At 56.2% G+C, this 20,441-nt stretch carries 15 protein-coding genes; 5 read left to right on the forward strand and 10 right to left on the reverse strand.

Annotated elements, in window-relative coordinates:
* Positions 1-11 precede the first annotated feature (11 nt).
* The 4 genes from Pla100_RS17970 to metH form a co-directional block, all read right to left on the reverse strand.
* The gene (locus Pla100_RS17970) at positions 12-1,391 is read right to left on the reverse strand and encodes a sulfatase (RefSeq protein WP_146579065.1); all 1,380 of its coding nucleotides are present in this window, start codon (positions 1,389-1,391) and stop codon (positions 12-14) included.
* 200 nt (positions 1,392-1,591) lie between these two features.
* The gene (locus Pla100_RS17975) at positions 1,592-2,644 is read right to left on the reverse strand and encodes a peptidase M42 (protein ID WP_231603176.1); all 1,053 of its coding nucleotides are present in this window, start codon (positions 2,642-2,644) and stop codon (positions 1,592-1,594) included.
* Positions 2,645-2,826: 182 nt separating this feature from the next.
* Complete coding sequence (locus Pla100_RS17980; RefSeq protein ID WP_146579066.1) at positions 2,827-4,179, reverse strand: ArnT family glycosyltransferase; 1,353 nt, start codon at positions 4,177-4,179, stop codon at positions 2,827-2,829.
* A 133-nt stretch (positions 4,180-4,312) separates the two neighbouring features.
* Positions 4,313-8,014 (reverse strand): methionine synthase, encoded by a 3,702-nt coding sequence (gene metH, locus Pla100_RS17985; RefSeq protein WP_146579067.1) that lies wholly within the window; start codon positions 8,012-8,014, stop codon positions 4,313-4,315.
* A 119-nt stretch (positions 8,015-8,133) separates the two neighbouring features.
* On the opposite strand from metH, the gene Pla100_RS17990 reads away from it, so the two are divergent.
* Complete coding sequence (locus Pla100_RS17990; RefSeq protein WP_146579068.1) at positions 8,134-8,991, forward strand: amidohydrolase family protein; 858 nt, start codon at positions 8,134-8,136, stop codon at positions 8,989-8,991.
* On the opposite strand, the gene Pla100_RS17995 is transcribed toward Pla100_RS17990, so the two are convergent.
* The 6 genes from Pla100_RS17995 to ffh form a co-directional block, all read right to left on the reverse strand.
* The gene (locus Pla100_RS17995) at positions 8,965-9,261 is read right to left on the reverse strand and encodes a hypothetical protein (RefSeq protein ID WP_146579069.1); all 297 of its coding nucleotides are present in this window, start codon (positions 9,259-9,261) and stop codon (positions 8,965-8,967) included. The genes Pla100_RS17990 and Pla100_RS17995 overlap by 27 nt on opposite strands.
* Positions 9,262-9,355: 94 nt before the next feature.
* Positions 9,356-10,783, reverse strand: a complete 1,428-nt coding sequence (locus tag Pla100_RS18000; protein WP_146579070.1) for a YeiH family protein — start codon at positions 10,781-10,783, stop codon at positions 9,356-9,358.
* Positions 10,784-11,270: 487 nt separating this feature from the next.
* Positions 11,271-11,624 (reverse strand): 50S ribosomal protein L19, encoded by a 354-nt coding sequence (gene rplS / locus Pla100_RS18010; RefSeq protein WP_146579072.1) that lies wholly within the window; start codon positions 11,622-11,624, stop codon positions 11,271-11,273.
* A gap of 87 nt (positions 11,625-11,711) precedes the next feature.
* Positions 11,712-12,413 (reverse strand): tRNA (guanosine(37)-N1)-methyltransferase TrmD, encoded by a 702-nt coding sequence (trmD, locus tag Pla100_RS18015; RefSeq protein WP_146579073.1) that lies wholly within the window; start codon positions 12,411-12,413, stop codon positions 11,712-11,714.
* 8 nt (positions 12,414-12,421) lie between these two features.
* Positions 12,422-12,796 (reverse strand): 30S ribosomal protein S16, encoded by a 375-nt coding sequence (gene rpsP / locus Pla100_RS18020; RefSeq protein ID WP_390620622.1) that lies wholly within the window; start codon positions 12,794-12,796, stop codon positions 12,422-12,424.
* A 146-nt stretch (positions 12,797-12,942) separates the two neighbouring features.
* Entirely contained in the window at positions 12,943-14,412 is a 1,470-nt protein-coding gene (gene ffh, locus Pla100_RS18025) for a signal recognition particle protein (RefSeq protein ID WP_146579075.1), read from the reverse strand.
* Between the two features lie 595 nt (positions 14,413-15,007).
* Between ffh and Pla100_RS18030 the strand changes: the two genes are divergently transcribed.
* The 4 genes from Pla100_RS18030 to Pla100_RS18040 form a co-directional block, all read left to right on the forward strand.
* On the forward strand, positions 15,008-15,412 hold the full coding sequence (locus Pla100_RS18030; protein ID WP_146579076.1) for a hypothetical protein: 405 nt from the start codon (positions 15,008-15,010) through the stop codon (positions 15,410-15,412).
* A 2,249-nt stretch (positions 15,413-17,661) separates the two neighbouring features.
* A complete protein-coding gene (locus Pla100_RS18035; RefSeq protein ID WP_146579077.1) occupies positions 17,662-18,000 on the forward strand; it encodes a reverse transcriptase family protein in 339 nt (112 codons plus the stop codon).
* Positions 17,927-18,262: a DUF5372 family protein gene (locus Pla100_RS32460; RefSeq protein WP_390620618.1), complete on the forward strand. Its 336-nt coding sequence runs from the start codon at positions 17,927-17,929 to the stop codon at positions 18,260-18,262. The genes Pla100_RS18035 and Pla100_RS32460 overlap by 74 nt, the downstream gene beginning before the upstream one ends.
* Positions 18,263-18,598: 336 nt before the next feature.
* Positions 18,599-20,441 (forward strand): recombinase family protein (locus Pla100_RS18040; RefSeq protein ID WP_197168041.1); only part of this gene is annotated, 1,843 nt, incomplete at its 3' end.

A 20,441-nucleotide genomic window follows, 5' to 3' on the forward strand; every position in this document is an offset into this window, starting at 1 on the left:
GGTGCCCGACCTCATCGATCCAATCTTTGTCGCAACTGCTTTGTTAAGGAAGTAACCGTTTCCGGTTGTTGTTCGGCGACGTTCCGGGTCTCGCCTTGTTCCGTCCGATGATCATATAGTTCGACGAATCCGTTCGGGTGAACAACCATACGATGCGAATCGCTGCGAATCGTTTGTGCCTTGGCGTAAGAGACGGCGGTCTGCCCGGAAACGTCGGCGCTCGATGGCGACTGGATGATCTCGGTCAAGGGTTCCCCATCAACAAAGCCGGGCATTGGCAAATCGGCGAGGGCACACAAGGTCGGAAACAGATCAATCGTTTCGACAATCGCATCGCTCTTCCCACCAGGGTGTGCCATGCCCGGGTAATGAATAATCAAGGGTGAATGCAGCGATTCATCGAACAAAGCATGCTTGCCCCAAATAGCGTGTTCGCCGAGATGCCAGCCGTGGTCACCCCACAACGCCACGATCGTGCGTTCACGTTGACCCAGCGCATTCAGCTGTTCCAAAATCTTGCCGACCTGCGCGTCGGCGTAGCTAACGCAGGCGGCGTAGTGCTTGCGAACTTCGATAGCAAACGCCTCATCCTTGTTCGGATCTTTGCCCCATCGATTGTATTTCATGAACTCACCCGACCCGTGCCACGTCGTCTGCCCGGACGGCTTTTGAGGGTGCGGGATGGGTGGCAATTCGACGTCGCGGTAAGGCCCCATGTATTTCTCCGGGGCACCGAATGGTAAATGCGGGCGGATCAATCCAACCGCAAGAAAGAACGGACTATCGGACGAGTCGTCGGCGAGTTGCCGCATCTGCCGCTGGGCCTCTTCGGTGATCAAGCCGTCGGGATAGATGCTGTCCTCTCCTTCGGCAGATTGAAAGACATCCATGGCTTTGGTGTTTTCGCGGATCTCACCGTGGGCCAGCCCGTGCATGGCACCACGCGGGTGTCGCCAAGGACCGGCCGGCAATAAATGCCGATCCCAAGAATCAGGCATCTCGGGTTGGCTGTCTTGATCCCAATCGGCACCGCCCCGTCCGCCGGGGTGATGCGAAACTTTGCCGACCGAAACGGTCGTATAGCCGTTCTTACGAAACCAAGCTGGCATGCTCGGCGGGACATCGGCGGGATCTTTTCGTAGTGTGTCGGCACGTTGAAACAATGCCATGTTGCCGCTCGGTCCGTACCGACCGGTTAGCAACGCATAACGCGACGCACCACAGGTGGGAGCCTGTACGAAGTGACGGGTGAACCGAAATCCTCGGCCCGCGAGCGCATCAATGTTGGGCGAGACGATGTAGTCCTTGCCAAAACAGTTGAGCTCCGGCCGCAAATCGTCGACGCAAATCAGTAACACGTTGAGACGGTCCGCCGCGAAACAACACGGCATTGCCAGCAAGCAAATCCACCCAGTTATCAACAACCGCGACACAATATCCACCTCTTAGAAATCGAGCTCATGATGACAAATCAATGAGAGATTGTACCATGAACGACAGACGTGATTTGGCTGCAGCCCGTGGTGGCGACTTTCAGTCGCCAAAGCGGTCGAGGAAACTGGCGACTGAAAGTCACCACCACGAAAAACGCCTAACCGGTGTGCGTGATCTCACAGAGCAAACGCATCATCGCACGGATGTTAGACAAACGGGCGGTTTCGGTTTGGGTGTGGTAGGAACACGTCGGTAATTGCAATGTCGTGCCTGAGATCGCTCCGTCGGTCGCGGTGATCAATCGCCCCAACTCGGTGCGTCCGATCGACATGGGCTTTTCGCGAGTGCGGTTGAGTTCTTCGATATAGACGTCCTTGTAGCGATAGGTCACGCCGAGAAGATCACACGTGGATTGGACTTCCGCCGTTAGAGTTTTATCGAATTCGGCGTTGGAATCGCGATGACGTAGAACCACGTCTTGCAACGAAAGGTCTGCCACTAACGGGAACGGGCTAGTGTCCAAGACGATGAATCGATTCGTCGTCAAGTTGTGCCGTTGAAACCACTCGGCCGCGAAACGCCAGCTTCGTCCGGCTTCTTCACCGGCGGTGAACATCGCGGTGCCGCGATAGCCCATCCGGATCAATTCGATTAGCATCGCGACAGAAATCACGTTATCGAGCTGCGCCGAAATCAAATCATCTTTTTCTTTGAGTCGATCCAAGAACGACACCGGCGTTCCTGGTTGCAAAAAATCCAATCCGGATAACTCAAAAATCAGGTTCTTGCGACGCGGGCAAATGTAACTTTCTGTGATCGTCCCCTGCCCGAGGTAAGAACCGGCATAGGGCGTGTGCGCTTGCACACGTTGTCCCCGAAAGCGGCCGGCGATCAGTTCCATGAACTGTTCGGAAATCGAGTCGCCGTTGAGTTCGCCGCGGTTGCCCGCAATGAAGGCCGCGTATTGGAATTCGTTGGGGCCGGTACACATCAGTCCATGGCGATCGATGTGGGCGGACAAGAACGAACTTTCCGGATCATCGCCTTGGGCGACCAACAGCCCGTGATAGCGGGACACAGTGACGTTGAATTCTTCAAGCTCGCGGCGAAGGACGCGAAAGAACGCGTCTTCCATCCCCACGACCGATGGCTCACGAACGAGCGCTCGCAACAAATGCAGGAAATCATCCATCGTTTCGTCGTCAAACATGCTGGGTGGCTATTGGCTATTGGCGGTTGGCGGTTGGCGGTTGGCGGTTGGCGGTTGGCGGTTGGCCTGGGAACTGCCGGGTCTGCGCCGAAGCGGCTTCGACCCAGCCTACTCTTCACTCTTCACTCTTCACTCTTCACTCTTCACTCTTCACTCTTCACTCTTCACTCTTCACTCTCTCATTAGACGTGGATGTCGGTAAGGTCATCAGGTTGGGAAAAGGCAGTTTGGAAAAGGGAAAGATTTCGTCGGGATAGGAAAGCGGCCGAAGCGGCGATCGCCAGGACCGGATTGGCGGGGGCCCGCATCCGTGGGTTGCTCCAGTAGACCGCATGCACGCCGCTGAGTGTGATGAACAACGCGATGGCCGGCCAAACCATCATCATTCGTCGTAAACCTCCGGCAAACAAGTCCGAAGCGTGCTGAATCGAGGCAATCACGATCAATGCATACACAAGCACATAAAACGATCCGACCGCGACAATCGACGCCGTCGACCGGCCGGACGTCGCGTGGGGAAAAGGTTGCCAAAGCCGGACAAAACGGACCCAACACGAATAAACGAACATGTCGGGTTGTTGGTTGATCGTCGTCCGTGCCAACTGATACGCGGTTTCGTCGTCAGCGACTTCATCCCCGCTGGCTTTCCGGTTGGCATAGTCTTCGAAGAACGGCTCGGCGTCCCACGCCGGACTATTCCAAGGCCAAGTCGATCGTTGGTCGCGCAGGTAACCGTAAAATGATTCGTTGTTGCCAAGCAACAAGGTGTAACCGCCGTGGGAAGTCGCCCAAATCGGATGCCCCATGACGGCGACATTGCGGGCAGTCCAAGCGGCCATCACGACGGCGACGATCGCGAAGCTAACCACCGCGATCACGCCACGACGTACGCTGCAAGCCGGCCCGGCGAACATCACCATGGGGATGACCAATATCGCCCAAACCAAGAACGTAGGCCGACACAAAAACGCCAGACTCAACAACACACCGAGACCGGCCGCCGTCACCGATGCATTCGGAACGCCCGACACCTCGCATGAGTTCGATGTCCGATCGCGTCCGTGTTGGAATCGGATCACCCACCACCAAAAAACGGCGATCGTCAAGAACGTTGCCAACGTTTCGGTCATGACGAGCGTGGATTGCCACATGAGAATCGGATCAAGCGTAACGATCACGGTCGCCACAACCGCAGCGGTCCGACCGAGCAACCGCCGGGCGATGTCCCACGTCAACAACACCGTGAGGGTTCCCAGGATCGCGTGCAGAATCGCGACCGGAAAGTTAATCAAACGCCCATCGCTGTCCGTCAAGAACGAGAGCACCCAAGGATACAGCGGCGGTCGAAACGCGGTCGGCTTGACACCCTCGTCACCAACTGGCAAACCAAACACTCCGGTGCGGGCAAGCGTTTCAGCGATCACCCGATACGCATCGGGATCGTCACTCAGACCATCGACACGGGTCAAAAGCAATCCGCCGCGAACGATCAACACCAACAGCACAATCGCCAACAAACCAATGGTTTTCGACATAGAAGGTGGGTTCGATGGCGAGTGAAGAGTGAAGAGTGAAGAGTGAAGAGTGAAGAGTAGGCTGGGTCGAAGCCGCTTCGGCGCAGACCCGGCAGTCCCCAAGCCAACCGCCAAAAGCCAACCGCTGCCCCCATCACGCCGGGTCATACGCCAAATTCGGGGACAACCAACGTTCCACTTTGGAGATCGCCCATCCTTTTCGTTTGGCGTACGATTCGACTTGGTCTCGCGTGATCCGGTCGACTGAAAAATATCTCGCTTCGGGGTGGGCGAAGTACAACCCACTGACGCTGGCGCCCGGTGACATCGCGAAACTTTCGGTCAACGTGATGCCGGTCGTCTTTTCGGCTTCGAGCAGATCGAACAGCGTTCGTTTTTCGGTGTGGTCAGGACACGCCGGGTAACCCGCCGCAGGGCGAATGCCGCGGTATTTTTCGTCAATCAAATCTTCCGTCGAAAGCTGCTCCTGGGCACCATAGCCCCAGTCCATCCGGGCTTGGCGGTGAAGGCATTCGGCGAACGCCTCGGCGCAACGATCGGCGACCGCCTGGACGATGATCGAACTTTCGTCGTCGAGGTCTTTCTTGAATTGGTTTGCCAGTTTATCCGCACCAATGCCTGCGGTAACCGCAAAGCCACCGACATAATCCTCGCGGCCTGAATCGACCGGGGCGATGTAATCGGCTAGAGATCGGTAATCGGTTTGTCCTTTGCGTTCCCATTGCTGGCGTAGGCAATGGAAACGAGTGCGTTCTTCGCTTCGCGATTCGTCGGTATAAACGATGATGTCGTCGCCATCGGAAGCCGCCGGCCAGAACCCATAGACCGCTTTGGCTTGGATCAAGTTTTCCGCGATGATCTTGTCGAGCATCGTGTTGGCTTTTTCGAAAACCTCCTTGGCGACTTCGCCGACGGTCTCGTCCTGGAAGATCTTGGGGTACTTACCTTTGAGTTCCCAAGTCATGAAGTACGGCGACCAATCGATGAACTCACGCAGCGTGGCCAGCGGGAAGTTGTCAAGAATCTTGGTACCGGTAAACGAGGGCTTGTCGATCCGGACGCTGTCCCAATCAGTGGCAAATCGCTGAGCGAGCGCGTCCGCATACGGAGTCAGCTTTTGCTTGCGTTCTTGAAAGCTCTTCACCAAGTTGGCTTGCTCGATCGTGTTGGACTTCAAGTAAGCGTCACGCGTATCGTCATTGAGCAGCTTTTCGACCACGCCGACACTGCGGCTCGCGTCGAGGACATGCACGACCGGGCCGTCGTACGCCGGCGCGATCCGGACGGCGGTGTGCTTGGCACTCGTCGTCGCACCACCGACGAGCAACGGAATCGTCATTCCGGCACGCTTCATTTCGCGGGCGACATGCACCATTTCGTCGAGACTTGGTGTGATCAAGCCGGACAAACCGATCATGTCGGCACCGTGTTTGACGGCCTCTTCCAAAATCTTTTCGCACGAAACCATCACGCCGAGATCGATGACCTCGTAGTTGTTGCACTGCAAGACGACTCCGACGATGTTCTTGCCGATGTCGTGGACGTCGCCCTTGACCGTCGCGATCAAGAACTTGCCGCGAGCGTCATCTTGTTCGATTCCGGCGAGACGTTTTTCCTCTTCCATGAAGGGCTCGAGGTAAGCGACCGCCTTCTTCATCACGCGAGCCGACTTTACCACTTGCGGTAAGAACATTTTGCCCTGGCCGAACAGGTCCCCGACAACGCTCATGCCGTCCATCAACGGGCCTTCGATGACTTGCAGACACTTGTCGTAATGTTGGCGGGCTTCCTCGGCGTCTTCGACGATGTACTTGTCGATGCCTTTGATCAACGCATGCTTCATCCGTTCTTGGACCGGTTGAGTTCGCCAGGCGAGGTCTTCACCTGATTTTTTCTTGCCGGTGCCTTTGACCGTTTCGGCGAACTCGAGCATCCGGTCGGTCGCGTCGTCGCGGCGATTCCACAACACATCCTCGACGTGTTCGAGCAAGTCCTTGGGGATCTCTTCGTAGACTTCGAGTTGACCGGCGTTGACGATGCCCATGTCCAACCCGGCCTTGATCGCGCGGTATAGGAATGCGCTGTGGATGGCCTCGCGAACCGGGTCGTTGCCCCGGAAGCTGAAGCTGATGTTACTGACGCCGCCGCTGGTCTTCGCACCGGGGCATTCCTTCTTGATCCGCTCGACCGCGTTGACGAAATCGACCGCGTAGTTGTTGTGTTCGTCCATGCCCGTGGCGACGGTCAAGATGTTCGGGTCGAAGATGATGTCTTCGGGTGGGAAGTGGACTTCGTTGACCAGCAAATCGTAAGCGCGTTTGCAGATACGGACTTTGTTGTCTTCGTCGGCCGCTTGCCCCTCTTCGTCGAACGCCATCACGACCGCGGCGGCTCCGTATTGACGCACCAAACGGGCTCGTCGCAAAAACTCGGCTTCGCCGTCCTTGAGCGAAATCGAATTGACGATCGCTTTGCCTTGCACGTTTTGTAAACCGGCTTCGATGACTTCCCATCGCGAGCTATCGATCATCACCGGTACGGCCGCGACGACCGCATCGCCGGCGATCAAACGTAAGAACCGGGTCATCGCTTCGACGCCGTCGAGCAACGCGTCGTCGAAGTTCACGTCGATGATCGTCGCACCGTTTTCGACTTGCTCTCGCGCCACGTCGACGGCTTCGTCGTACTTCTCGTCGCGGATCAGGCGAGCGAACATGCGGCTGCCGGTGACGTTGGTCCGTTCCCCAACCATCGTGAAAGGAATCTCCGGACGCATCACCATCGGCAATTGGCCCGACAAGCGAGTCCACACCGGACCGGGCTGATTGTCTTGTTTCGGCTTGCGTCCTTCGATGCGTTTGGCGAACGCGGCGATGTGGTCGGGTGTCGTTCCGCAACAACCGCCCAAGATATTGACCCAGCCGTTATCGGCGTACTCGCCGACCTTTTCGGCCATGTCTTTCGGACCGAGATCGAACTGTCCCATCTCGTTGGGCAAACCCGCGTTGGGGTGGCAACTGATCGGAATACCGGCGACCTTGGAAAGCTCTTCGATGTGCGGACGCATCACGTCCGGACCGAGGGCACAGTTCATCCCGATCGAAAACAAGGGGAAGTGGCTGATCGCCGTCCAGAACGCTTCGACACTTTGGGCACTCACGAACGTGCGTCCGCCGTCACCGAACGTGCCGCTGGCCATCACCGGGACCCGTCGTCCGCCGCCGTCGAAGTATTCTTGGATCGCGAACAAACACGCTTTCAAGTTGAGCGTGTCGATCGCCGTCTCGGGGAGCAACAGGTCCACACCGGCTTCGCACAACGATTTGACTTGGGCAAAGTAGCTGTCTTTAAGTTCGCCGAACGTCGATCCCCGATGGGCCGGATCGTCTTCGGTACTGATCGCGAGCTGTTTGGTCGTTGGTCCGATCGAACCGGCGATAAAACGGGGTTTATCGGGCGTGCGGTCGGTCCACTCGTCGGCTGCTTTGCGGGCGCAAGCGACGGCGGCGTGATTGATCTCGTCGACCAGTTCGAGCGGCAAATCAAACTCGACCATCCCCACGGGGCTGGCTCCGAACGAGTTCGTCTCGACGATGTCGCTGCCCGCCTCGTAGTACTTCCAATGGATGTCGAAAATCTTGTCGGGATGGGTCAGGCACAAGATGTCCGAAAAGTTCTTCAAGTCTTTATGATGATCGGCGAATCGATCGCCCCGCACGGCGGCCTCGTCGAGTTTCAATCGCTGAATCATCGTGCCCATCGCACCGTCGAGCAGCAAGATGCGTTCGCGGACGAGTTCGGCGAGTTGTTGGTCGGTTGAGGAAGCTTGAAGCATGGAAAAGATTGGGGTCTTGGAAGGAAAGACGGCAAGATTGAAGCGTATCGTTCGAACCGCTATCTTCGTTTCCTACCAACCTTTGAACAACCCGACCGCCCGATTTCCCGAGTAAAACTTTGCTGATCGACGCCCACCACCACCTTTGGAAGTTTGATCCGGTTCAATACGGTTGGATCGACGACACCAAAGCGGTCCTGCAGCGAGACTTCCTGGCACCGCAACTTCGCGAGATCGCGACGGAAAACTCGATCGATGGTTTCGTTTCGGTCCAGGCCAGGCAGAGCATCCAGGAAACTCGCGATTTGCTGGCAATCGCGGAGCGGGAGCCTTTGATCCAGGGCGTGGTCGGTTGGTTGCCATTGGCAGGACCGGGCTTGGCGGAGGCTATCGAAGAATTTGCGGGCCGAGCCAAACTGGTCGGGCTCCGCCACGTGGTCCAAGACGAACCGGACGACCGGTTCCTCGACGGAGCGGAGTTCAACGAGGGCGTGGCGAGTTTAGCCGCGAGGAATTTGGTTTATGACCTGTTGGTTTACCCGCACCAACTTCCCGCCGCGATCGATTTCGCCGACCGGCATCAAGATGTCCGCATGGTGCTCGATCACATCGCCAAACCGGTGGTGTCAACTCAACGGTTTGACGAAACGTGGAAGCGAGACTTCACCGAGTTGGCCCGCCGCGACAACGTGACATGCAAGTTCTCCGGAGTCGCGACCGAAGTCCGCGATCCGTCATGGGACATCGAAACGGTTCGACCGTATTGGGACGTGGCGATGGAAGTGTTCGGTCCGGAACGTTTGATGTTCGGCAGCGATTGGCCGGTGTGCTTGTTGGCGACGGAGTATTCCCGTTGGCTCGCGACGGTGCGTGAGTTAGCGTCGACGTTGAGCGACCAAGAACAGGCGGCGGTTTTCGCGGGCAACGCGATTCGCGAGTATCGGCTGAATTCACCGAGGACGCGAGGTGGAAATTGATTTGGAGAAAAACGGCACCACGTCCTTCGGTGCAATTCTTGGTTCTGGCTTCCGGTCTTCATCGTACTTGTACTCGTACTCAGCCTCGCGGTACCCGTACTCGCGGTACTCGTATTCGACTCCAGCATTGTACTCCCCTGGTAGTTCGGCCACGGATTCTGATCGGGCGATTAAACGGGTCAGCATCGAGACGATCCGGTGAAGCATCCGTTTCAGCTCATCGTGAGTGCGATCGTCAAGTCGATCGTGGTCGAAGATGGGTTCGGTCATCGGTGCCCCGATTCGAGTAGGAGCACTAGTAGGAGTACGAGTAGGATGTCACTTCGTGGCAGAACGATTGCGTTAGCATGGGATTCGTGCGGGCCTAGGTCGCGGGGAAGATGACCTTGAACATCAAGTACGCCATTGCGAACGTCAGTGCCAAGTTCAGCGATTGACCGACGACGTAGAGCACCAAGGGTTTGCCACCTCGTAAGTGTTTTCTCAATTCGGCGAAGTTGGTTTCCAAACCGATGCTGACGAACGCGAGACAGAACAACCAACCACGAATCGACTTGGTAAAGCCGATCGATTCGCTCGTCCACATTTCGCCGTCGGGCATCCCGCCGTGGATCGCGGAGAACACCAACGACGCGCCGATAAACCCGAGGATGAACTTGGGAAAACGCAGCCAGATTTCCGACCAACCGACGTTGGGCGATTCACTGTCACGATCCATATAGGTCGTCCAAAACACGGCGATCCCGAAGGCGATCACGCCGATCAAAATGTTTTGAATCATCTTGATGGTTGCCGCCACTTCGAGGGCTCGCGGCCCGACCAACTCTCCGGCCGCCGCGACGGCACCCGTCGCGTCGATCGTTCCGCCCATCCAAGCTCCGGCGAGCGTTTCGTCCATGTCGACCAACTTGATGAAGGCGGGCATCAAAACCATCATCAACACGGTGAACGAGAGCGACAGTCCGATCGCGAACGACAATTCATCTTTCTTGGCCTTGCAAGCTGCCGCCGATGCGATCGCCGCCGAGACGCCGCACACGGACATGTCCGCCGAGATCACCATGTTCAACGTCGGTGAATGAATCTTCAATACCTTTTGGCCGAACCAAAATGTCGAGATCAATACGATCGGTGTGACGATCCAAGCGACGCAAATTCCCGGCACGCCAAGCGCCAACAGACGGCTCATCAAGATTTCACTGCCCAGCAACACCAAGCCCGTCTTGATATAGAACTCAGTCCGCGCCGCACCGCGCAACCAATTCGGAGTTCCGATCGTGTTGCTGATTAACAATCCCAGCCCGAGTGCCCACAACGCGTATTCCAAGTTGTAAGCCGACACGATCGCTTGGCCGGCGAGCACATATGCCGAAACGCCAAGAGCGAAGACGACCGGAAAGCCGACGGCAAACGAAGACGCGCGACCACGCGTGATCAACAATACCAACCAGAACACGATACCGATGATAACACCGGCACCGAGCGTACCGGAAAGCCGACTCAGCTCGGGAGCGAACGCCGGCGTTGTCGTGGTCTCACCACCGGGGCCCGTCGTTTCGATCGGATCGATCTCTTTGCGAAACGCATCGACGGGATTGCTGTACCAACCCTTAGGATTGCCGACGTAATCGGCAAGCAGGTGGTCGGCGGTGGTCACACCGACGGTGTCTTGTTCGGCGATGACCGTCGTCGTGAAACGCACGCATCCGAGCGAAACGATCAGGATCGTCCAACCGATTAGAATCGCAAGGAGGTCTTCGGTCCAAAAGGAAGGACGTGGGGAGTCGTTCATGGATGTTACTCTTCACCCTCCCTAAGGAGACTGCTGATTCAATTAAAAACACCGACTGAAGATCAGCCGTTTGGGCGTTAGCCCCGGTTCTGCGATGCCGAAACCGTGGCTAACGCTGAGCTGTTCAAAATTCGGTGTTGATTCGTTGTTCTTCCTTTTTCTCCGAGGAATTTCTTGTCCACCTGTCACCTCTCCCGAACGCAGTTTGGGGGAGGTCGAGCGACGACGTTCAGGAGTCCGCGAGGGAGGGGGCACGGGCGTTGTTTGGTTGGATCGGCTTGGTTTGGCCTGGGGATGCCCCCTCCCGGATCTTGCTTCGCTCGATCCGACCTCCCCCAGCTTCGCTGGGAGAGGTGACAGGAAGTTGCGGATAACGAAAATATCGCAATACCAAATTTTGAACAGCCCAGGGTGCCAAGGATGGCGAATCTTCGGTGAACACTTTCGGCTCATACCCATCATCGGCTGACGGTTCTCAGCGCGTCGCTCAAACGCGGCGACGTTCTTTCAGACGAACGGCCTTGCCGATTCGATCGCGGAGGAAGTACAGCTTGGCGCGGCGGGTAACGCCACTTCGCTTGACTTCGACCTTGTCGATCCGGGGGCTGTGAACGGGGAACTTACGCTCGACGCCTTCACCGCCGACGATGCGGCGAACGGTGAACATTTCTTGCGAACCACGACCGGAGCGGGCGATGACCACGCCGCTGAAGACTTGAATACGTTCTTTGTTGCCTTCGAGGATCTTCGTGTGCACGTCGATGGTGTCGCCGATTTCGAACTTAGGCACGTCGGCTTTCAGGTTGGCCTTGTCGACCAAATCCATGATGGCGTTGCTCATGATATTTCTCACGTTTGAAAGGGGTTGTTTGAATTGGCGGAGCGGCGGGTACCGTCCGATTTGATTTCGTTATTGATCCGAATGGGGTCAGCCGTTCGGTTCCTCACCAAGTAAATCTTGACGACGTGCTTGGGTGCGGAGTTGGGTTTGCTCGGCTCGCCAGGCGGCGATCGCCGCGTGGTCACCACTGAGCAAAACCTCGGGAACCGAATGTCCTTCGAATTCACGAGGTCGGGTGTATTGCGGGAATTCCAACAGCCGGTTTCCGCGGCTGAACGAATCGTCCCGACTGCTGTTTTCGTCACCAAGGACGCCGGGCAGCAATCGCACCACGGCGTCAATGATCGTCATCGCGGCGACTTCACCTCCATTGAGGACAAAATCGCCGACGCTTATTTCTTCGGGTTCCAAGATGTCTTGGACCCGTTGGTCAAATCCTTCGTATCGTCCGCACAACAAGAGTAATCGGTCCGAGCCGGCCAAGTCTTCGGCGAGGCGTTGGTCGAACCGTTTACCTTGCGGCGTCAATAAAATCCGCCGAGCCGGCGTCGGGTGCATCGTTTCGACTTCACGAACGCATGCGACGGTCGGTTCGACTTGAATCAACATTCCCGGCCCGCCACCAAAAGGTTTATCGTCGACCTTGTGGTGCGGTGAGTCCTCGGCCCACGCCCGCAAGTCGTGTCGCTCGATCGCGACCAAACCTCGGACGATGGCTTTGTGTAGCAAACTTTGAGTCAAATAACTATCAAAGATTGCCGGAAACAGTGTGACAACGTCGATTCTCACTGAATCGACTATTCCGATGCGGCTGGTTGCTCAGCGGCTTGGTCTTCGGAGGCCTCGGCTGGGGCTTCTTCGGCTGGAGTTTCATCAGCGGGAGCTGCGGCCACCGGTGCCGGGGCTGGCGCCGCGGTGACGGGAGCGGGTGTGTATTCCTTGCGTCGACCGAGGCGATCCAAGGCGGCCTTTTGGGCGTCCAAATGGCTGCCGTTTTCGCCATACTTCTTGATCAAGACGGCGCACTTTTCAGTCGGCTGGGCTCCCACGCTCATCCAATACGCGATCCGGTCACCTTTGAGGATCGCTCGGGCATCGGTTTCGGGAACCGACGGATCGTAGTAGCCGAGTTCTTCGATCACGCGGCCGTCGCGAGGCTTGCGTTGGTCCATCGCACAAACGCGGAAGAAGGCACGGTGGGTCCGGCCCATTTTTTTCATTCGAATTCTAACTGCCACTACGGTTTCCTAAGTATTGAGGGGTGAGATCAGTGGTATCCGGGCGACCCGGCCCGACGTTGGGCGGGTTCAACCGGTCTTTAACGTTTGCGTTTCATTTTGCGTTTGAGCTTTTCGCGTTCTTTCCGCTGTTGGGCTCGTTCGGCCGGGCTGAGTCGCTTGCCCGTGGATTGTTTTAGTTTCGCACCGCCCCGAGGGTCCGTCAGTGCTCCGCTGTTTTGCAATTGACGCAACATCGACAGACGATCGCCGGTGCCTTTGCCCGCCATGATCTGCATCAGCGGTTTCATCGTGTCGAATTGCTTGAGCAATTGCGTGATCATTGGCGAGGGCACGCCGGCCCCGTTAGCGATCCGCGTGCGACGCGAGGAGTCAATCAGCTTGGGGTTCTTGCGTTCGGCTGGGGTCATCGAATCGATCAGACCGATGATCTGTCGCATTTGCCCGCCGGCTTCTTCGCTCTCCATCGCTTCCTTGAATTGCGACATGCCTGGCATCAGCCCCATCATGCGGCCCATCAGGCCGGGTTGAGCGATTTTCTGCATCATGCCTTTGAAATCGTCGAGCGAAAATTCACCCGACGCCATCTTGGCTTCGAGTTCTTCGCGTTCTTTCTCGTCGACGATCCGGTGGGCTTCGCGGGCCGCAGCGACCATGTCGCCCATTTGCAGAATGCGGCTAGCCATGCCTTCGGGGCGGAACGGTTCCAAAGCGTCGAATCGCTCGCCCGTCCCGATGAATTTGATCGGGACGCCGGTGACCTGTTTGACCGACAACAACGCACCGCCGCGGGCGTCGCCGTCGAGTTTGGTCATGATCACGCCGTCGAGTTCGAGGGCTGCGTTGAAAGCTCCGGCGCTGTTGACCGCGTCTTGGCCCGTCATCCCGTCGACGACGAGGTAGACCTGATCGGGGCCGACCTTTCGGTCGATCATCTTGAGTTGGCTCATCAACTCTTCGTCGATCGCGAGCCGCCCGGCGGTGTCCAGAATCACGACCCGGTTACCGTCTTTTTTGGCTCGATCGACACCGTTTCGGCAAACCTTGACGGGGTCCTTGTGGTCGGTTTCGGTGTGAACGGGCACACCGAGCTGATCGCCGATGACTTTAAGCTGCTCGATCGCGGCGGGGCGTTGCAAGTCGGCCGCGACGAGCAACGGTTGAATGTTCTGTTCCCGCAGCAATTGCGTAAGCTTGCCGCACGTGGTCGTTTTGCCGCTGCCCTGCAAGCCGCACAGCATGATGATCGTCGGGCGGTCGGCGTTCAAATGCAGCGACGAATCGACCGGACCGAGCGTCGCGACCAGCTCTTCGTGAACGATCCGAACGAGTTCTTCCTGCGGTCGCAATGACAATAGCACCCGTTTGCCGAGGGCTTTCTCGGTCACGTGGGACATGAAGTCCTTGACGACCGAGTAGCTGACGTCGGATTCGAGTAGCGATTCCTCAACGATTTTCAGCCCATCGCGCATATTCGCTTCGGTCAGCTTGCCCTTGCCGGACAGGCTTTTGAAAGCGGATTGCAGGCCTTCGGAGAGTGAATCGAACACGAAAAATGCAGAATTCGGGGGACGGAACGCCGCGCAGACGCGGCAAAAACGGGACGACAACGCCAAGGGGGGCGAGGAAAGCCCGACAGTGTACGCAGCGGCGGTGCGTTTTGTAAATGGAGAGCCCCGTTTTTCGGGGGCTTTGGGTGCAGGCACGCTAATCGGCGTTGGGATGACGTTTGAGAATTGGGAGGGCGATTTTCCAGCCAGGACGCTAAGATCGGCTGAAGTTGGATAGGCCCCGTAGTCTAGGAAGGACTCATCATGTCAGCAGCTTTGGCGAGAACGTGTGCCAGCGACGATTCTTTGCTGGCTTACCGGCCACATTCGCAGGCTTCCTCTCCACGGTCTGTCGCCTCGCCGCAGTTGCCTTCGCCTAGTACTTCTTCTTGATCGATTACATTTGGTATGCTGTCCTTCGTTCAAGTTCCGTTTTCGTACAGGGGACTGGCTTCCCGAAGGAAGCGGCACCCCACAAGTTCACGCCCATGTCGGGCGTACCCGTGCACCCGAGTCGCGAAGTCGGGCGATTTTGCAATGGACAATCTCTCGTCGCGACCGGGTGATTGCAAACGTTCGCCGCACGGAATAACGCATGGGCGTCAACAACCCTTACAGAACGCCGACCTCGATCGACTCGCTTGAGCCACCTGTCCGCACGGTTCATCCAGACTGGAAATGGATGGTTTCCATGGTGCACGTATTATCAGCATTGGTTCTATGGGCGCTGTTCTTCTCGTCGCACGGTGAAGCGGGCTGGAAACTCACCTGCCATGGTTATTGCTCAATTCGCTTGTTTGACTCCGGCTCAGCAGGACTGCGGTTCATGTTGCCACCTTTGCTCGCGGTATTGCCGACTACCGCAACATCGCTTCTGTTTTGGTATTTCTATCGCAACTGCAATCCCACACGAAAAGCCACGGGCCGGAACTTCGCCTTCTTGCTTGTCGGCATTATCCTTGCCGGCACAAATGCTTCGCTGTACGATCCGATTGGGTAATCGCAATCCACATCAGTGCACGACGCTGGCGAACCATGGGTTGCAACGGAGGCCGCGAGTTTACGTTTTTGAAGTGGAGAGTCGTCCGCGCGGCCCCGCTGAACCCAACCGTTCGTCGGTGCTGCAACGCCCGGCCCCGACCCGAATCCACGTCCGAGTCAACGCTCGTTGAACACTGGTTCGTCCACGTTCGATACAATGACATCCGGCCAAACTCGTTTGGACTGTCGCCGTTGGGACACGACGAACTATCCCGATGCACGGCAGCGGCCAAGACGACTTTTTACAACTTCCAACTTTTCACCGGCCGCTCCGTGATCGGCGGTGTTACCCGACATTGATTGCTTGGTTGTCCTCAATGAATGGTCGTTTTTCAGAAACCGTATCCCCGCACAGGAGAACAGAAATGAACCAAAGAGACACGCTGGACCCCAAGAGCCGTTTTTCGGGCCGCTCAATGTTGGCTCTACTATTGTTTGCTGGCTTACTGCTAGTTGCTTTCCAGCAGTATCAACAGAACCAAAATCTACGACGTACGATCGAGACGCTAACTTCACGAGTCGAACATCTAGAAGCGTCTGGCGAATATGCGCAAGCAAAGTTCGAGAAACTTGTAAGGCACGTTAGCGACGAGCCCGTTCTCCGGGTTCCTTGAGCCTCAAGCTTTCACGGTGCTACAAAGTCGACGGGTAACCATCGCGTGAACCGGAGGACGCGAGCTGAGCGTTTTGGTCTTTAGAAACTTTCTCGCGCGTTCCCGGTTACGCGTAACGTTCGTCGGTGTTGCAACGCCCCGCCCCGACCCGAATCCAGGACTGAATCGACGCTCGTTGAACACTGGTTCGTCCACGTTCGATACACTGACATACGGCCAAACTCGTTCGAACTGTCGCCGTTGGGACACGATGAACTATCCCGATGCACGGCAGCGGCCAAGACGCTATTTTGGAACTTCAAACTTTTTACCGGCCGCTCCGTGATCGGCGGTGTTCGTCGATCGAGACACGGAGATTGACATGATGATCCAAAATGACTAGCCGACCGGACAAGGGCTGGCGGCCGCCCCAAGGTTACGTGCGTCCAAAACGGAAGAAAGCTCGCTGGTTCACATTTCCCCGTTTCACTCTGCGTTCACTAGCTTCGACTACGACCAATCTTGCGTTCATTACGGCAATATTTCGCCTATTTGCTGCTTCCCATCCCCATCATGTCGTTCTCGGCTTCATTCCTGCGACCGCCTTCGCACTTGCGACGACGATTGCAATATTTAAGTCAGATCACTCATCCTTATGTGTCGCGTGGGTACTCGTAGGGCCAGTTTCAATTGCTGTAATTGTCTTGCCAAAAGCGTCCGCATTAACACTCGTTGTTTCGTTTTTTGCTTTGTCGTTATTTGCGGGACTGCAAGAATGGCTAGGCACAGCACAACGGACTCGAAAGCGTTTCCTGATTCGCTCACGTATAAACGCGGAAAGCCAAGACGATACGCCGGGGTATTGATGCCCCTTGCTCCCGGACGTTCCTTATCCTCCAACCCTTGTTTCCCGACCCGCATCCGTGCCGTCCCAACGCCGCATAAGCACCTTACACGCAATTCGGGTAGACTGCCGCCTAAGCACCCGACGCTCCCCGTGCCCAAGATGGGACACGACGAACTATCCCGATGCACGTGCGGACTGGCAAGGTCTGATTAACTAGCGGGTGGGAATCCCGCCTGGGTAAGTGCTAGCCACACGCCCAGTATCGAGTGTTGCAGCCAACGTATAAGGCGGTTCGCCGAAGTCGTTGGTTGAAGCGTACACAGAAAGGTAGTGAGGATGAATTGACTGCGGGTGGCCCCGCAGCAATGAATGGAAGTAGCTCCGAAATTTAGTACCTGTTGGATTCTGCCCAAGGCTTGTGCATACCTGAAGGCAACATCGGCTGCAGCGTTACCGGCAAGTTGCAGACGGAGACCCGGAGTCCGCGGCCCATTCGCATTACACACAATGTTAGTCAGGCAACCAGTGATAACCCTGAAGTTCTTGATTCGTTTCGCGATTTCCAATCGCGACGAGTCGAGTATGTCCTAGAAGCGGAGTAAACAACGAAGACAAATGACATTCAGGGAGTCGGATGACTGCGTAGTACCGAAGAGGCTTGAAGACCAATCAGGCCAAAGCACCTCGGGTAATACCGAGTCAGGGAAGGCGGTCAGGATTTCACGCGATCCAGACCGGGCACCGGCCGTACTCAGAGACGGAACCACGGTGTTAACTCGGCTGGATCGCATCACCCAAAGAGCGAAGACGCACCCCGAAGAGGTATTCAATAATCTCTTCTCGCTGCTCGATGAAGAGCTGCTGTGGTACGCCTTTCGCCGACTGAAGCGAGGCAAAACGCCCGGAGTCGATGGCGTGACGTTGGAGGAATACGAGGAAAACTTGCGAGACAACTTGCAGGGACTACTCGGCCGACTCCATCGTGGCGCTTACCAGCCTAAGCCGAGCTTGCGAAAGAACATTCCGAAAGGCAATGGGAAAACGCGACCGCTCGGCATCGCGACACAACCAGCTAAAAGCACATTCGTGCAGTCAGCCTTCGGGTAACGCCGAAATTACCCATCCTTTCCATCCCTTGCTTGGGAAGCGATTTCCCATTCTCAAAACTCGAACCGTTTCCGGCGTGGAGTCCGTGATCCTCAAGGGATCGGAATCGGGAACTTTTTCGGTTCCTCGACAGTGGACTTCGATTCGCTCCACCGATTGCTACGAAGATGCGGAAGTCCCTCCAACAATCCTACGATTGGAGCGGTTGATCGAGATGGCTGCGCTCCTCAAGACACTCGGCAAATCAGTCTCTGAAAATTAGCCCCGTTACGGTCTATTGGATACGGCTCGGTGTGCGCTCGAGTCGAATCCAGTTTCTTCTTCGAGATGGCAATCTAATTCGTCCGGCGACGTAGGGTTGCCATCACTTGATTAGGAGTGAAAGCCATGGCGGCGACCCCACAGCAGTCAGCAGTCCAAGCTCATTCACCGCGACCAACTTTATCGCGTGATTGCAGGAATCAGCTCGCAATGCTGATCGCAAACTTGATTCAAACCCACCTGAACGATCGGGCACAGCCCGAGTCAACGTCCAACGATGACGCCACTTCAGGCGATCGTTCCGCTCACCATAATCACTCAGTCAAGGATGATTGTCATGCACGCCACGGATCAACGTTCGACCAAGATCACCGAAGCTCACCTTCAGAAGACTGCCTTTGTTTACCTGCGGCAATCGAGTATGGGGCAAGTTCGTAACCATCGCGAAAGTACCGAGCGACAGTATGCGCTCAAAGATCATGCGAAGAACCTGGGTTGGCCAGTCACACGCATCGTTGTGCTGGATTGCGACCTCGGTAAGTCGGGCACTTCCACCTCTGATCGCGAAGATTTTAAGAAGCTTGTTGCCGACGTGTCTCTTGGTAAGGCCGGAGCCGTACTGGCGATCGAGGCCTCGCGATTGGCTCGCTCCAACGCAGATTGGCATCGACTGATCGAAATCTGTGGCATCACCGGCACGCTCATCATTGACGAAGACGGTTGCTACGATCCGTGCGACTTCAACGATGGACTGTTGTTAGGACTCAAAGGGACAATGGCTCAAGCGGAGCTGCACTTCATCCGCGCTCGCCTGCAAGGCAACAAACTCAACAAGGCTCGCAAAGGAGAGTTGCGATTCCCGTTGCCAGTCGGCTATGTATTCGATGACTTGGGCTGCATCGTCAAGGACGCTGATGCGCAAGTGCGTTCGATGATCGCCTTGGTCTTTGACTACTTCCAGCAATGCGGCAGTGCCTACGGTGTTGTGCAGCGTTTTGCCCGGGAAAAACTGGATTTTCCCAAGCGAAGTTACGGTGGCACTTGGGCTGGAAAACTGCATTGGGGACGACTCACCGATTCACGCGTCACTGGTATTTTGAAGAACCCATCGTACGCCGGGGTTTATGCCTTCGGGCGTTATCAATCGGTGAAAGAGATTCTGGAGAACGGAGAAGTACGATCACGCATTGGTTGCATGCCGGAGGAGAACTGGTTGGTGAACTTGCGAGATCATCACGAAGGCTATATCACTTTCGAGCAGTACACACAGAATCTAGAACAGTTGTCACGCAACCGAACGAATGCAAAGGAGATGATTTTGAGCGGTCCGGCACGAGAGGGATTGGCACTGCTTCAAGGGCTTTTAATCTGCGGTTGTTGTGGTCGCCGTTTGACTCCACGCTATCGCGGTAATGGCGGTATTTATCCAACGTACCAATGCAACTGGCGAAAGCGAGAAGGTCTGTCAAAATCAGCGTGCATGACAGTGCAATGCACGCACTTGGATCACGCCGTCGAGCGGTGCGTGCTTGATGTGCTCAATAACGAGCAGTTGCAGCTGGCGATCCAGGCGTATGAGATGGTTATGCAGCGCCACGAGCAAATCGATTCTCAATGGAAGATGCGATTGCAACGAGCGGAGTACGAAGCAGAGTTGGCTCAGTGTCGTTACGAGCAAGTTGATCCGAACAATCGTTTGGTAGCTTCGACACTCGAACAACGTTGGAACGACGCATTGATCGAACTGCAAGACGTCCAGGATCAAATCGATCGGCTTCAGCAAGAGTCGCTTCAATTTACTTCGCAACAGCGAGATGAAGTGTTCGCACTGGCACAGGATCTTCCCAAGCTTTGGCATAACACGACAACAGCCTGGAAGGACAAGAAACGAATCTTGCAACTGTTGATTCGCGACATCACGGTGACCAAGCCGGAGCCACATGTCGCCTTATTGCAAGTGCGTTGGCAGGGAGGAGTAGACGAATCCCTGCGAGTAGAGTTACCTCGATCCGCATGCGATCGCTGGCGGCATGATGAGGCGCTGGTTGATCGAGTGCGAGAGCTGGCCAAACAGCTTGATGATGCTCAGATCGCTGAGCAGTTGAACAATGAAGGCCTGATGACGAACAAGGGAAATTCATTCACTGTGAAAAGTATCAAGTGGATTCGACACAAGCACA

This window comes from Neorhodopirellula pilleata (assembly GCF_007859915.1).
GTDB classification, from domain to species: domain Bacteria; phylum Planctomycetota; class Planctomycetia; order Pirellulales; family Pirellulaceae; genus Rhodopirellula; species Rhodopirellula pilleata.